General features: G+C 58.5%; 9 protein-coding genes and 2 tRNA genes. 2 read left to right on the forward strand and 9 right to left on the reverse strand.

The annotated features are described in order from the left end of the window. Positions 1–6: 6 nt before the first annotated feature. The 3 genes from smc to G8764_RS01690 all read right to left on the reverse strand — a co-directional run bounded on the left by smc (position 7) and on the right by G8764_RS01690 (position 5929). Positions 7–3516, reverse strand: a complete 3510-nt coding sequence (gene smc / locus G8764_RS01680; RefSeq protein ID WP_166161242.1) for a chromosome segregation protein SMC — start codon at positions 3514–3516, stop codon at positions 7–9. 491 nt (positions 3517–4007) lie between these two features. Beyond that, a complete protein-coding gene (gene ccmI, locus G8764_RS01685) occupies positions 4008–5384 on the reverse strand; it encodes a c-type cytochrome biogenesis protein CcmI (RefSeq protein WP_166161244.1) in 1377 nt (458 codons plus the stop codon). A gap of 35 nt (positions 5385–5419) precedes the next feature. Next, the gene (locus G8764_RS01690; RefSeq protein ID WP_166161246.1) at positions 5420–5929 is read right to left on the reverse strand and encodes a cytochrome c-type biogenesis protein; all 510 of its coding nucleotides are present in this window, start codon (positions 5927–5929) and stop codon (positions 5420–5422) included. 161 nt (positions 5930–6090) lie between these two features. Between G8764_RS01690 and G8764_RS01695 the strand changes: the two genes are divergently transcribed. Both G8764_RS01695 and G8764_RS01700 read left to right on the forward strand, forming a co-directional pair. Next, a tRNA-Val gene (locus G8764_RS01695) sits at positions 6091–6166 on the forward strand. A gap of 48 nt (positions 6167–6214) precedes the next feature. After that, positions 6215–6291 (forward strand) — tRNA-Asp (locus tag G8764_RS01700). A gap of 258 nt (positions 6292–6549) precedes the next feature. Here G8764_RS01700 and G8764_RS01705 read toward each other — a convergent pair. The 6 genes from G8764_RS01705 to G8764_RS01730 all read right to left on the reverse strand — a co-directional run bounded on the left by G8764_RS01705 (position 6550) and on the right by G8764_RS01730 (position 13342). Next, positions 6550–7578, reverse strand: coding sequence for an AraC family transcriptional regulator (locus G8764_RS01705; RefSeq protein ID WP_166161248.1), 1029 nt, complete (start codon positions 7576–7578; stop codon positions 6550–6552). Positions 7579–7970: 392 nt separating this feature from the next. Then, on the reverse strand, positions 7971–8969 hold the full coding sequence (locus G8764_RS01710) for a YhdH/YhfP family quinone oxidoreductase (protein ID WP_166161250.1): 999 nt from the start codon (positions 8967–8969) through the stop codon (positions 7971–7973). A 26-nt stretch (positions 8970–8995) separates the two neighbouring features. Continuing rightward, entirely contained in the window at positions 8996–10060 is a 1065-nt protein-coding gene (gene sohB / locus G8764_RS01715; protein WP_166161252.1) for a protease SohB, read from the reverse strand. Between the two features lie 57 nt (positions 10061–10117). Next, positions 10118–10774, reverse strand: coding sequence for a hypothetical protein (locus G8764_RS01720; RefSeq protein WP_166161254.1), 657 nt, complete (start codon positions 10772–10774; stop codon positions 10118–10120). Positions 10775–10783: 9 nt separating this feature from the next. Beyond that, positions 10784–11599: an NAD(+) diphosphatase gene (gene nudC, locus G8764_RS01725; RefSeq protein ID WP_166161256.1), complete on the reverse strand. Its 816-nt coding sequence runs from the start codon at positions 11597–11599 to the stop codon at positions 10784–10786. A 27-nt stretch (positions 11600–11626) separates the two neighbouring features. Next, on the reverse strand, positions 11627–13342 hold the full coding sequence (locus tag G8764_RS01730; protein WP_166161258.1) for a FimL-related protein: 1716 nt from the start codon (positions 13340–13342) through the stop codon (positions 11627–11629). Positions 13343–13642 lie beyond the last annotated feature (300 nt).

Below are 13642 nucleotides of genomic sequence, written 5' to 3' on the forward strand. Positions count from 1 at the left end.
CCGCAGTTAACTGGCGGCCAGCTCCGCCGCCTCGTCCACATCCACTGTCACCAGCCGGGACACGCCCGGTTCGTGCATGGTGACGCCTAGCAACTGGTGCGCCATCTCCATCGCAATCTTGTTGTGCGTGATGTAGATGAACTGCACATGCTCAGACATTTGTTCGACCATACGCGCATAGCGCCCGACGTTGGCGTCGTCCAGCGGTGCATCCACCTCGTCCAGCATACAGAACGGCGCCGGATTGAGACGGAAGATCGAAAATACCAGGGCGATGGCCGTGAGGGCCTTTTCGCCACCGGACAGCAGGTGGATGGTGCTGTTCCGCTTGCCCGGAGGGCGCGCCATAATCGCAATACCGGTATCCAACAGATCGTCGCCGGTCAACTCCAGGTAGGCGTGGCCGCCGCCGAACACTCTCGGGAACAGTTCCTGCAGGCCACTGTTGACCTGGTCGAACGTTTCCTTGAAACGGGTGCGGGTTTCGCGATCAATTTTCTTGATAGCGTTTTCCAGGGTATCGAGGGCGTCCACCAGGTCATCGTTCTGGCTGTCAAGGTAGTTCTTGCGCTCGGACTCGGTCTTGTACTCATCAATGGCCGCCAGGTTTATTGGCCCCAGCCTGGCAACCCGGTTGGCAATCGATTCCAGCTGGGCCTCCATCGGGCTCTCTTCGGCATCCTCCGGCAGTTCCTGCAACAGCTGTTCGAGTTCGAAGTTATCCTCCTGCAGATGTTCCTGCAGGTTATTTCGCTGCACTTCGAGAGTCTGCGCTTCCAGTCGCGCCTGTTCGAGCCGCGCCCGCGCCGCTTGCAACTCCTGCTCAATGCGCCCCCGGGCCTGCTCGGCGGCGCGCAGGTCGTGCTCCACTTGCTCTACCGCCTGCCGCGCCGACGTCAATTCCTGCTCCACCGCCAGGCGTTTCTCCAGCAGTGCCTCCAGCTCCATCTGGTGATCGTCTGACGGATCTCGGGTTTGCTCCAGGCTCTCGCGTAATTGTTGCCGCCGTTGCTGCAAGCGCTGGGTCTGTTCACGCAAACGGCCGAGCCCGGCGCGCAGCGATTCCACCTGGGTTTTCAAACCCTGGTGGCGCATCGCCAGTTGGTGGCCACGATCCTTGTCGTGGCGCGCGCGCTGCCTGGCGGCGTCCAGGTTTGCGCGAATCTCGTCGCGCTGCGCCAGCAGGGTTTCCCGCTGCTCGGTATCGCGGCCCATGGCTTCGATGGCGTCCTGCAGAATCATGCGGGCCTCAGCCAGCCCCTCTGCTTCCAGCTCCATTTGTTCGCGGGCCTCGCCGATCTCTTCGCTGAGGCGGGCACGGCGCAGGGAAAACTGCTCCATACGCGCCTGGCGAGCACTTAAACTGGAGCGCAATTCACCGTGTTTGCGGTTCTTTTCGTCCAGCTCCCGGCGCAGGACTTCCCGCTCCTGCTCCAGGGTCTTGGCCCTGGCCCGCCCCTCCTGCAAACTCTGGTTAATGTCTTCGACCCGGGCTTCCAGCTCGCCCAGTTCCACTGCCAGCTCGGCCAGCTCCTGCTTGCGTGCGATGATGCCGGAACTGGCGTCCACGTCCCGGGCTACCCGGATCCAGCTGGCTCCCAGCCAGATTCCGTCCCGGGTTACCACCGATTCCCCCGCTTCCAGCTTCGGTCGCAGAGCCAGCGCGGCGGCCAGGTCGTCGGCGGCGTAGATACCGTCCAGCAGAGCTGCCAAGTTGAAACCGGCACTGACCTTGTCCAGCAAACGTGGTGCCGCGGTCCGCTCGCCGGCGGCGACCGCCGCCTCGGTGTCCAGCAGCACCAACTCGCCCTGGCTGAGCTCTGCCAGCAGCCCCGCGACGTCGTCGAACCCCGTCACACACACCGCTTGCAAGCTGTCGCCCAGAGCTGTTTCCAGCGCCTTGTCCCAGCCCTCCTGAACTTCTACCTGTTCCGCCAAACGCGGGCTATCCGCCAGCCCCTGGCGCTCCAGCCAGGTGGAGACAGCGGCACTTTTTTCGCCGAGGGCGGCTTGCTGCAGCGCCTCCAGGGACGCGTGCCGGCCGCGCACCGTCTGCAAGCGGCTGCGCTCGCTGTCCAGCTGGTCACTCAACTGGTTGTTGCGGTCCCGGTTGTCGTCGATATCCCCGGCCAGGGTCTCGACCCTGGCGCGTTTCTCTTCAGTATCCAGCTCCAGTTCCGCCAGCTGCTCGGTCAGCTGGGCAATTTCGTCTTCCGAGTCTTCCGGGGCCAGGTTGCCCTGTTCATCGCTGAGCTTGCGGATGCGCTCCAGCAGCCGTGTCTGCACCTGTTCCAGGTGCTGGATACGAGACTGCTGCACCTCGGCACGCTGGCGGGGCTCGGAGGCAGCCTGGTTAAACTTGTCCCACTCCTGCTGCCAGGCCTGCATGCTATCTTCGGCGGTCTGCAGCTCACTGCCGGAATCCTCCTCGGCCGCCTGCATCATCTCCAGCTCGGGCTCAAGCTCCAGCAGTTCGGCCTCCCAGGCTTCCACTTTCTGGCTGTCCAGCTGCAGGTGCTCTTCCGCCTCACTGGCATCGCGCTCGGTTTGCTGCAGGTCGGCGGCCAACTGGCGACCGCGCTCCTGGGCGTGCTGGATCGTCTGTTCGATACGGGCGATGTCCGCGCCGACCGAATAAAAGCGCCCCTGCACCTCGTTAAATCGGTCGCCCAACTCGGTGTACTGGGTGCGGTGCTTTTCTATGGCGGTGTCTTTTTGCACCTGCTGGGTCACCAGGGATTCGACCCCCAGCTCCAGCGCCGTTATGGCCTGCTGCTGCAATTGCGCCTTGGCCGCAAGGCGCTTGTATTTCAATGCTTGCAGCTGGGCTTTCAGCAGCCGCTCTTCCTTCTTGTACTCGGTATACTTCTCTGCCGCCTGGGCCTGGCGCTGCAAACGCGACAGCTGTCGCTCCAGTTCGTCGCGGATGTCGGTCAGGCGCTCGAGGTTTTCAAAGGTACGGCGCATGCGGTTTTCGGTGTCGCGGCGGCGCTCCTTGTACTTGGAAATCCCCGCTGCCTCTTCAATGTACACCCGCAGGTCTTCGGGCTTGGCTTCGATCAGCCGGGAGATCATACCCTGTTCGATAATGGCGTAGCTGCGCGGGCCGAGACCGGTACCCAGGAAGATATCGGTGATATCCCGGCGCCGGCATTTGGTGCCATTGAGGTAGTAGGTGTTCTGGGCGTCGCGGGTAACTTTGCGGCGTATGGAAATTTCAGCGAAACCGGCGTACTCCCCCACCAGCTTGCCGTCGCTGTTGTCAAACACCAACTCGATGGAAGCCTGCCCCACCGGCTTGCGCCCGCCGGAGCCGTTGAAGATGACATCGGTCATGGATTCACCGCGCAGGTTCTTGGCGGAAGACTCCCCCATAACCCAGCGCACCGCATCAATTATGTTGGATTTTCCACAGCCATTGGGGCCAACCACCGCCCCCAGGTTACTGGGAAAATTGACGGTAGTCGGGTCGACAAACGACTTGAAACCCGCCAACTTGATGCACTTTAACCGCATAGAACTGCTTCACTTACTGTTCGAATTGTCTGCCCCGCCACCCGGTTCAGCCTGAACTGCTGTCCGACCCTGTCTGGCGTATGGAAATTGACCTGCAGCAACAGGACTGGACCTGATGTTGGATAAAAGGGTGGATTTTACACGCTCGGGTTGGCCTTTACATCTACCGGTTCACTATATTTGCGCCCCGGCCTGGCAGCTGCCCCGATACGGCGCCAAATACTGGCCGGCAGCCGCAGTGAGCGTTGACCAGTGCGCCGCTCCGTATAACTCACCGACTTATACAGGGCACTGCACCAACTTCTCCGGCGCCAGGAAGATTGGCGCTAGGAGCCTGTCGGACTTAGGGTTGCCCTGCTGCGAAAAAGCCGAGTTTGGCCATTTTTTAACCATTTTCTCGTTAAATAGAACCACTATTCGCCTCAAAAATGGTTAAAAACTGACTCAAATCGGACTTTATCTCGCTACGGGCACCTAAGTCCGACAGGCTCCTAGGGAAGCTGGCTGGCAATGACAAGTGCGAACGGATCCGCTGACTCGCCCAGCATCACGGGGCCCGCCGTAGCCTGCCAGTCCCCCGACGCGGCAATCGGATCGCCGGAGCTGGATATTCTCGCCACCACTTCCAGCTGCGGAAAGCTGCGAATCGTCATGCCTGGCGCCATCGCCATGGATTCATTCAGGGTAACCAGGGCGGGCAGTTCCGCCACCCGCATGCGGGCGATCGCCAACGGCATTTTGGGCCCCTGCCAGGCACGGGCGTAAACAAACACCGTGTCCCCCGGATCAGCTGACACGGTATCTGCCAGGCTGACCTGCACCTGCAGCGCGGCGGGTTCCGTGGCGTCAGCGGAAGCCGTCGCTGATTTGGCTGAAGGCTCTCTAGAGCTGGCTGAAGGCTCTCTTAAACTGGCTGAAGGCTCTCTTAAACTCGCTGAAGGCTCTCTTAAACTCGCTGAAGGCTCTCTTAAACTCGCTGAAGGCTCTCCACCCGCCTCAGCCAACAGCTGGCTGGCCCGCTCGATACCCGCCTGCAGCGAGCGGCCACCGGCGCTGTTCGGGCCCATCAGTTGCACCGCCCGGGTCCAATGTTGAATTGCCGCCTGGTATTGCCCCTGTTCAAAAGCACTGATACCGGCCAGGCCAAGGGCGGTATTTTCGTTCGGGTCCAGCTCCAGGGCGCGCTGCACCAGGGCCTCCACCTCCGGCGTAGCGCGGTTACCCGCAGCCAGGAATATCGCCTGCGCCAGCTCAGCAATGATATTTGCCGGCGGCTCGCCGTGCTGCAGGATATGCGAGTACTGCTGCACCGCCGCCACGAACGCGCCCTGCTGCATATAGGCCCGCGCCAGTAAATAGCGATTGCCCATATTGTCGGGCTGTTTCTCCAGCCGCGCTGTGAGCCCGTCGACCAGGTTTAGCAGTGCACGCGGATCCCGCTCCCGCTCGCCCTGGGCCTCGAGTACCTGTTGCTGGAAATACTGGTCGCGCAATTGCAGGATTTGTACATCCTCGATGGCACCTCGCTGCCAGTAGAACGACAGCGCCGCCAACGGCAGCAGCAGTGCCACTGCCCACAGCCCCCAGACTGCCGGGCTGCGCGTCTGCCGGGCTGGAGATGCGGCGGCACTGTCCGCCAACAGGGACAGCTCCAGCTCCCGCTGCAATTGTTCAAACTGGGCTGGCTCCAGTTCGCCGGCACGCAATTGCGCCTCTAAATTGTGGCGCTGCTCATTGAACAGATCCAGCACCATTGACTCGCGCTCAATTTCATTTTCCCGCGGTTGCTGTTTGCGCCTCAGGGGCCAAATCACAAACCCGGCCGCCAACAGCGCCATAAGCGCCAACACACTCCAAAATATAACCATTAATTCGCTATCCACGCAGGCAAGTTTTGCCGATACTATTGGGTTTTCTCACGCTCAGACGCTTCTTTCAACAGCGTTGCAAGGCGCTGCTGAGCCTGCTCATCGAGCTCCGCTTGTTCAGTTACTGCCCTTCCCCGGCGCCGTACCGTGTAGCCTACAACCGCCAGCCCAAGTAGCAGCAGCAGTGTTGGCAGCCCCCACAGCACCAGGGTATTGCTGGCCACCTTGGGCCGGTAGAGCACATAGTCACCGTAACGGCTGACCATAAAGTCAACGATCTCCTTGTCGCTTCTGCCCTCATCCAGCAAGCGCCGCAACTCACGCCGCAAATCGGCGGCGATCGGCGAATCGGAGCCGGCCAGATTCTGGTTCTGGCACTTGGGACAGCGCAATTCCTCGATAAATGCCAGGTACCTCTGGCGCGCCACCTCATCGTCAAACTCATAGACGTCTATCGCCGCCATCGCCGGCGCCGCCAGCAGGCAACACAGCACGGCAATGCCGCCGAACAATCCGCCAAACCGCTGATAAAAACCTGCACCCATGCTGCATCTCCCGTTTGAAGGCGGAGGATTATAGCAACCGCATCAACCACACTCTAGCGCGGCACCTGAAACTTCACCTGGATCCTGGCATTATGATTTTTATCGAAATAATGATTGACGGGCAAAAAAATATCATTATTATACGCGGCCACTGACAGCGAGGGTGGATAGCTCAGCTGGGAGAGCATCGCCCTTACAAGGCGAGGGTCGGGGGTTCGATCCCCTCTCCACCCACCAATCCTCTATAGCGTGACTGCGAGGGCTTGGCTACTGTCAGAACAATGCGGACCGGTAGTTCAGTTGGTTAGAATGCCGGCCTGTCACGCCGGAGGTCGCGGGTTCAAGTCCCGTCCGGTCCGCCACTATTCGAAGAAGCTGCCCTATGGCGGCTTTTTTTGTGCCTGTAGAAACTGCCCATTCAGGACGGGACGCGAAGCCGCAAGCGGGTTCACTAACTTTGTCCCGGACAAAGTTAGGACTCGAGGCGCAGCCGAGAGCCCCGCAGGGGTGAAAATAGCCCTAAGGCTATTTGAATCTACACCGTCCGGTCCGCCACTATTCGAAGAAGCTGCCCTATGGCGGCTTTTTTTGTGCCTGTAGAAACTACGGGCTCTACCCCATTAACCGGTTATGCGCTGCTGATACTTGCCCGGGGTGGTGCCGGTCCACTGCTTGAAGGCGCGGGAAAATGAGCGCGATTCGGAAAAGCCGAGCTGGCCGGCCACGTCGGCAACACTCAAGTGCTGGAAGTACAACTTCTCCACCGCCAGGTTCAAACGCAACTCATCCAGTACTTTCTGGTAGGTGGTTCCCTCGTCCTGTAAGTACCTGCGCAGGCTGCGGCTGGTGGTCGCCAACTCGGTCGCAACACTGTCGATATCCTGCACCACCTTGCGCGACTCCAACACCGACTTGAGCTGGGTCTTCACCTTCGCCTCCCAGGTGTGCAACTCATCCGGCCAAATTGGCTGCCCTTGTTCAAGCTGCTGCAAGTGATTTAACAGTTCCGGCAAGGTGCGGACAATGGGCAGGTTGAGGTATTTGGCGTGAAACCTGAAGGAGTTTGTCGCCTGGCCAGCGCGCCAATCCCGGCGCAGGTAATACAACAGGCGATCGGGGTTACCGCTCTCCTCGGCAGCGCGAAACATCACATCCTGGGGCGGAATCATAGTCCCCACCATCCAACTGCACATTCGCTGGAAATACAACAACCAGTATTCGGCGAGAAACTGATCCGGATCGAATTCAGTTTCAACAACCTCTATGCTGAACAGGGCGCTGTCACCGTCCGACTCGAACGCGATGGTCAAATCCTCGCTGACCAGCTGGTAAAACTCCCGGCAATGCTCGATAAAGGCCCGCAGGGTTTCGCAATAAAGCCCGGTCTTGATGACCATAGCGAGAGTGCCCGGCTTGCTGCGCCCACGGGAGAGGCCGAAGAACTCATCGGCACTGACCTTCCGGACTACGCGCAGCAGCTGCAGGAATTGCCGCCCTCGCACCGGTATGGAAGTATCCTCGAGCAGCGCCTCATCAATCCCCGCGCGGGCCAGGATTGGCGCCAGCGGCACAGCCTTGCAGCGCAAGCCATGCAACAAGCGGGCGGATGCAACGGCGTAATCCGGTTTTAGTGGGGAGCTATTCATCATGAGTTAGCGCGAAGCTGGTGACACCCGCTGTCCGCTTCGGTCCTTTTTCAAACTTGTTAACGGGGCATAGTACCACCCCGGTGAAAAACCGTAAAAAAAACCCGACAACCACAACAGGTCTGGACCAATAAAAAGCGAATTCGCCGCATAAGGGTTGCGGACTTCCACTGGAGAATCACCTGCCCTGCCGCAGACGAGCAGCCAGGCTTGCCTGGTATAATTTATAGGGGCGATAGCTGCAAAACAGAGATAAAGAAATGCCGGCCTAACGGTCGCAAGCTACTTGATATAGCGGGGCCGGACCTCCTGCGCTAAAACCCAGGCGAGCCGAAAACCCGCGTCGCTAAAAACGCCGGCTTGCAGGTAGACTATACTACCGGCTTCTGCTGCGCTTACGCGCCCAGTCGCACCAGATAACGCCCCTGTGACTGGCCGTTGATCATCAACTCCAGGTAATGGGGCACCTGAGCCAGGGTGATCTGCTCCGCAATACTTTCCAGCTCAACAGGCCGGTATTGCTCGGCCAACAGATCCCAGGCCGCCTGCTTTTCCGCCAGCGGCAGCTCGACACTGTCGACCCCCAGCAGATTGACGTTGCGCAAAATAAACGGGAAGACATTGGCTTTAAAGGTCGGTGACGCCGCCAGGCCACAGGCAGCGACACTGCCACCGTAGCGCAGGGACTTGACCAGGGTAAACATATAATCACCCCCGAGGCAGTCGACCGCATGAGCCCACTGCGGCTTGGCCATAGCCTTGGAGGCCAATTCGTCGAGACTGGCTCGATCGATCACCTTCTGCGCCCCCAGCCGCGACAACCTGGTGCTGGACTCCAGTTTACCGGTAATCGCTGCGACACTGAACCCGAGCTTGCTCAACATGGCAACGACCATGCTGCCCACACCGCCGGTTGCACCGCTCACAGCCACCTCGCCGTCCTCCGGGCGAGCGCCCATGCGAATTAGCTTGCTGATGCACAGGGCCGCCGTCAAACCGGCAGTACCGTAGATCATTGCCTCCCGCAAAGTCAGGCCCTGAGGACAGGCAATCGCCCACTCCGAGGGAACCCGAATGTATTCGGCCAGGCCACCGGCCGTGTTCATACCCAGGTCATAGCCCGTAACCACCACCTGCTCGCCCGGCTTAAAGCGGTTACTGCTGTCGCTGACGACAACACCCGCGGCATCGATACCGGGGGTGTGCGGGTATGTTCTGGTAACGCCCGGATTGCCGTGAGCGGAGAGAGCATCTTTGTAGTTGAGGGATGAGTATTCCACTTTAATCAACAGGGAGTTATCGGGCAGATCGGCGATCTTGCGGCTGACAATCGCCTGTTGAAAATTACCGGCACCGTTTTCCGTAACCCACAATGCCTTGAATCCATCACTCATTTTACTGTCTCCTTTAAGCTGCAGTCTCAGAAAAAGAAGCGGCTATTGCGCGCCCTGGCCAGCCAGGTCAGCAACAAACGATCAGCCGCTGCCTCCGCCGCCATACCCAATTTTTCCTGCAAGGTTTTTTTCTGGATAAACTCCACTTCAAATACATCAGCGGTGGTGGCGCGGGTGTGAATGTACTCATCACTGGTCATCAATTCATCCACCAGGCTTTTTTCCAGGGCGCGCTGACCAAACCAGACATCGCCATTTGCCACCTCCGCCAGGTCTACAACCGGGCGGTGCGCCGCCACAAATGACTTGAACAATTCGTGGGTATCTTGCAAATCCTCGGCAAACTTTTCCCGCCCCTTTTCGGTATTTTCCCCGAACATGGTCAGGGTGCGCTTGTGCTCGCCAGCGGTGATCATTTCAAAATCGATATAATTCTTTTTCAACAGGCGATGGAAATTCGGCAGCTGCGCAATTACGCCGATCGAGCCCAGCACCGCGAAGGGTGCCGCGAGGATTTTATCGGCCACACAAGCCATCATATAGCCACCGCTGGCCGCCACTTTATCAACGCAAATTGTCAGGGGGATTTGTTTCTTCTTGATCCGATCCAGCTGGCTGGCCGCGAGACCATAGCTGTGCACCATGCCACCGCCGCTCTCCAGGCGCACTATTACTTCATCGTTGGCGTTAGCCTGGCTGAGGATGCAGCTGATTTCCTCGCGCAGGTTGTCCACCGCCGACGCCTTCAGGTCGCCGTCGAAATTAAGTACAAAAACCCGGCTTTTGAGCACCGCCTCGGCGGCTTCGTGAGCCTGTTTGAGAGCCTTCTTTTTCGCCTTGGCCTCGGCCTTATGCTGCTTTTCTTCCTCTTTGCGCTGCAGCTTTAACACCTCAGGCTCCAGAATGGCCTCTTTGAAGGTGTCTTCCACAGACTCAAATTTTTCATTCAGGCGGGTGATCTCAAAATGGCCCCGGTCGTGCCCGCGAGCCTTTTGGCTGTAGGAAAACATCACCCCGAGAATAATGACAAAAGTCGCTATGACGGTAATCGACTTCGCCAGGAAAAGTCCGTATTCGGTTATAAACTCCAAGTTGTGCTCCGTACCTCAGTCATGCAGCCGCCGTTGCCAGCGGCCGCAGGTTTATATTTATTGCCAGCGCTGCAGGGCTTGCCGCGCGGCATCGTTCAAGGGCCTCGACAGCAGCCCCGAGTGGGTCAGGCTGATCTCGTAGAGTGCGCCATCGCTCATCGGTGCGAAAGTCGCATTGCCGTAAAGTGCATCCAGCCAGGGAACATAGCGATCGACCCGGTTAAACCAGTCCCAGACATCAACCGCCGAACCGCTGGACTGCAATTCGTACACGGTGCGATTGGCGCTACGCTCATCTTCAAGGGCATAGTAACGGCCCGCCAACCGGCCGAGGCGATAACCCGGCTTGATTCCCAGCCTGGCCAGGCCGGAGTGCCATTTCAGTATGCGGGCGTCCAGTTGCCACTGGTCACCACGCAGCTCAAACTCCTGCTCGCCACCAGAGGTGGCAACGTTCACCACCCCCAAATAGTGCTTTTCTCCCAGCCGCTTGAAACTGATAGTCGCCAAGGGGGTATCCGCCATTAACTCTTCGTAGCTGAGGATATCCCAGGCGGCAAAAGCAAACACCAGCGCGACAACAGCCAACACCAGGCCCAGCATGCCTTTCAACCAGCCCAGCAACCAGCCGCGACGCAACAGCAGCCTTAACGCCAACAGTAATAACAATAATCCTGCGATTGCGGTAGTGGTCGCTATGGCCTCGTAGAGCATACCCGGGTCTCACCCAATGTTGTTATGTTGTGCCACAAAGTGTCTTATCAACTGCCCGGCGAGAGACGTTTCCGGCGGCACCTGAGGCAGTTCATCGTAGCGAAACCAGTCGGCCTCGACGATCTCTTCACCATCAACCTCGATGTCGCCGCCGGCATAGGCGGCATGAAACCCGATCATTAGCTGACTGGGAAAGGGCCAGGACTGGCTGCCAAAGTACTTTAACTGGCCAACTTCGATCCCCACCTCTTCCATCACCTCCCGTTGCAACGCCCCTTCTATGGTTTCTCCGGCCTCAATAAACCCGGCCAGGGCGCTGAAGAATGGTCCGGCAAAATTGGCGTTGCGAGCCAGCAAGCAGTGGTCGCCACGGGTGATCAGCACGATAACACAGGGGGATAAACGAGGGTAAAAAAACAGGTCACAAGCGTCACAGTGGCTGGCCATTTCCCGGCGGTGGGACACGGTTTTTGCGCCACAACGGCCACAAAAGCGGTGATCCAGCTTCCACTGGATAACCTGCAGGGCCCTGGCAGCCATCTGGTAATGGGCTTCATCCAGCAGCGCCATCAGGCGACGCAAATCAATCCAGTGGTGGCCGTAGACATCGGGCCGGTCATCGATCAGCACCACGAAACAGTCCGCCCCACGGTAGCGACCGATGCAGTACTGGGGCGCTTGCAGCTGGGGGTTACTGAAGCGCCAGGTCGACTCCTCCAGCGGCGCCCAGGACGACTGATCCGGGGCCAGGATCTGCCCCTGTGAAACTGCAATAAAACAGCTGTCCCCAGCCTCTGACAGCGGTTTGTGATCGGGAATAAACATACTTGCCACCTGCAGCGGAAATCTTGCCTAGCGCATCCGCACCCGGTGCCCTAATACCTGCAAGCTCTCTTCGGCAATGGACAGCACAGAATCGTCAGTATTCTTATCGTACCTTACCGACTCCATATAGTACTCGAGACCAATAATTGCGTCGGCAAAGGTTTCCAGCAATTGTTGCAGGGCGATGGGCTGTTTACTTGCCAGCAGGGTTTGCTCGACAAACTCGATACAACTCTGCACCACCGCTGCGGCCTTCACCAGGTTCAGTACGATCAGCCCGCCGCGCACCCCGTTGAGTGTGGCGGCAACATTCTTGACGTGACCGTGGTCATAGTTGGATTCAGCAAATGCATTCAAACCGCGCTTCACCAGTGACAGCCCTGCTTCCGCCTCCTGTATAACCAGCATTTCAGCTTCTGCCAACTGCGAGGACGCAATCACTTCTCGCTGCGCCAAACTGTTGATCTGCACCAGTTTCTCACTGGTCAAATTCAAAGACTCGAGGCCGGACAAGGTGCTCTCCACAAACAGCAGCGCATCCGCCACCGAGATCATCTCCGCCGCATCACATTGCTCACCTGAATCTCGCCAGCCCTCAATTTTCCGGATCGCCTCTTTCAGTGACCCGCTGGCAGAGACCAGGCCAACCACGCTGAGAATATCTGCCACCTTGCTGATACTGCCAATCAGGTCCTGGTACTCGTCGACGGCTACCAGACGGGTTTCCGCAACGTACTCCAGCACTTCCTTGACAGTGCGCAGCTCATCCTTGATAACCGCAGCCACCGAAGCCACGGTATTGACGCTGGGCCCGCGCAGGATTTCCCGCTCGTTGCGCAAGTCGTGGTCGTTGTAGCCCAGCGGGGCTATAGCAAAGGTGGAAATAATGGCCTCCGCCTTGGCAGAAGGCTTGTGGGCCAGCGCGAGAATAAACAGCAATTGCTTGAGAATCGCCGCCGGCGCCTCCTCGTCCAGGCAATCCAGGCCCTTGGCCTGCAGCTTCTTGATTTCGCGGTCGACGGCGGTCAACAACATCTTGCGGGACTTGTTGATCTCCATATTATTGGTGCGCAATACTTCCAGCGCCGCCCCCGCCACTGCCCATAGCACCGACCCCGGGCGCGCGCCCGCAATAATCTCCAGCCGCTCCATGGCTCTCTGCATAATACCAAGAGCACTGCGAACCTGCTTGCCCTGGAGCAAATTCAACAAACCCACCTGGTACATATGCCGCAATCGTCGCGCCAGCGAATCCAGATCTTCGATGACAAGGGCGCTGCCCCTGGCTCGCGGCGTATAGGAGACGTCGAGATTGACTTCGAAAAACTGCGATTCAGCGATCGGCGGTCGCCGGCCGAGCTGCCGCAATTCATTGATATAACCCACCAGTAACACCGGCATGCCACGCCGTGCCTGCTGGGTATACTCGAGGTAACGGGGCAAGACAAAGAAGGCATTGGTTAAATGGCTGAGAGGTTCTTCTTCAATCACTCCATTGGTTGCCTCGATGCCCTCGACCGCGGCCAGCATCTCGTCGGCCAGCATTTTCGCGCCATACAGCTGAATAAGACTGAAAGTGCCACTGATCTGGCGTATATCCGCCATGCAACCCTGCAGCAGGTCGGCGCGCTGGGGCATCGCCACAAACTGCTCCAGCTTGTTGGCCGCCTGCTCGATGGTTGCTACCAGCTCGTCACCGACAATATTCAGGGATGAAAGATTCACTTTGTCACTTGGAGACACTTACTTTTCCTTAGGTTACCTTGCTTGGGCGGGTCACAACAGGCGCCTGCAACGGCCCCCGTTGGCGGCAAAATTGCCATGCAATATACAATTGCAACGGGCCCTGTGACCAATAGTTTTCCACACCGACCTCAAGCCTCGATTAAATTTTGGACAGTCGGTACTCTTTTACAGCAATCCACTCTTCAATATAGCCTGTGTCGCGGGCCGAGGGGCGACAATCTGCCGCCAGACCAGGATATTGTAGCCAGATCTTATTGAAATACTTGATATTTCTTTGGTTCGTGCCATGTTCAATAG

This window comes from Pseudomaricurvus alcaniphilus, from assembly GCF_011440395.1.
Taxonomy (GTDB): domain Bacteria; phylum Pseudomonadota; class Gammaproteobacteria; order Pseudomonadales; family Cellvibrionaceae; genus Pseudomaricurvus; species Pseudomaricurvus alcaniphilus.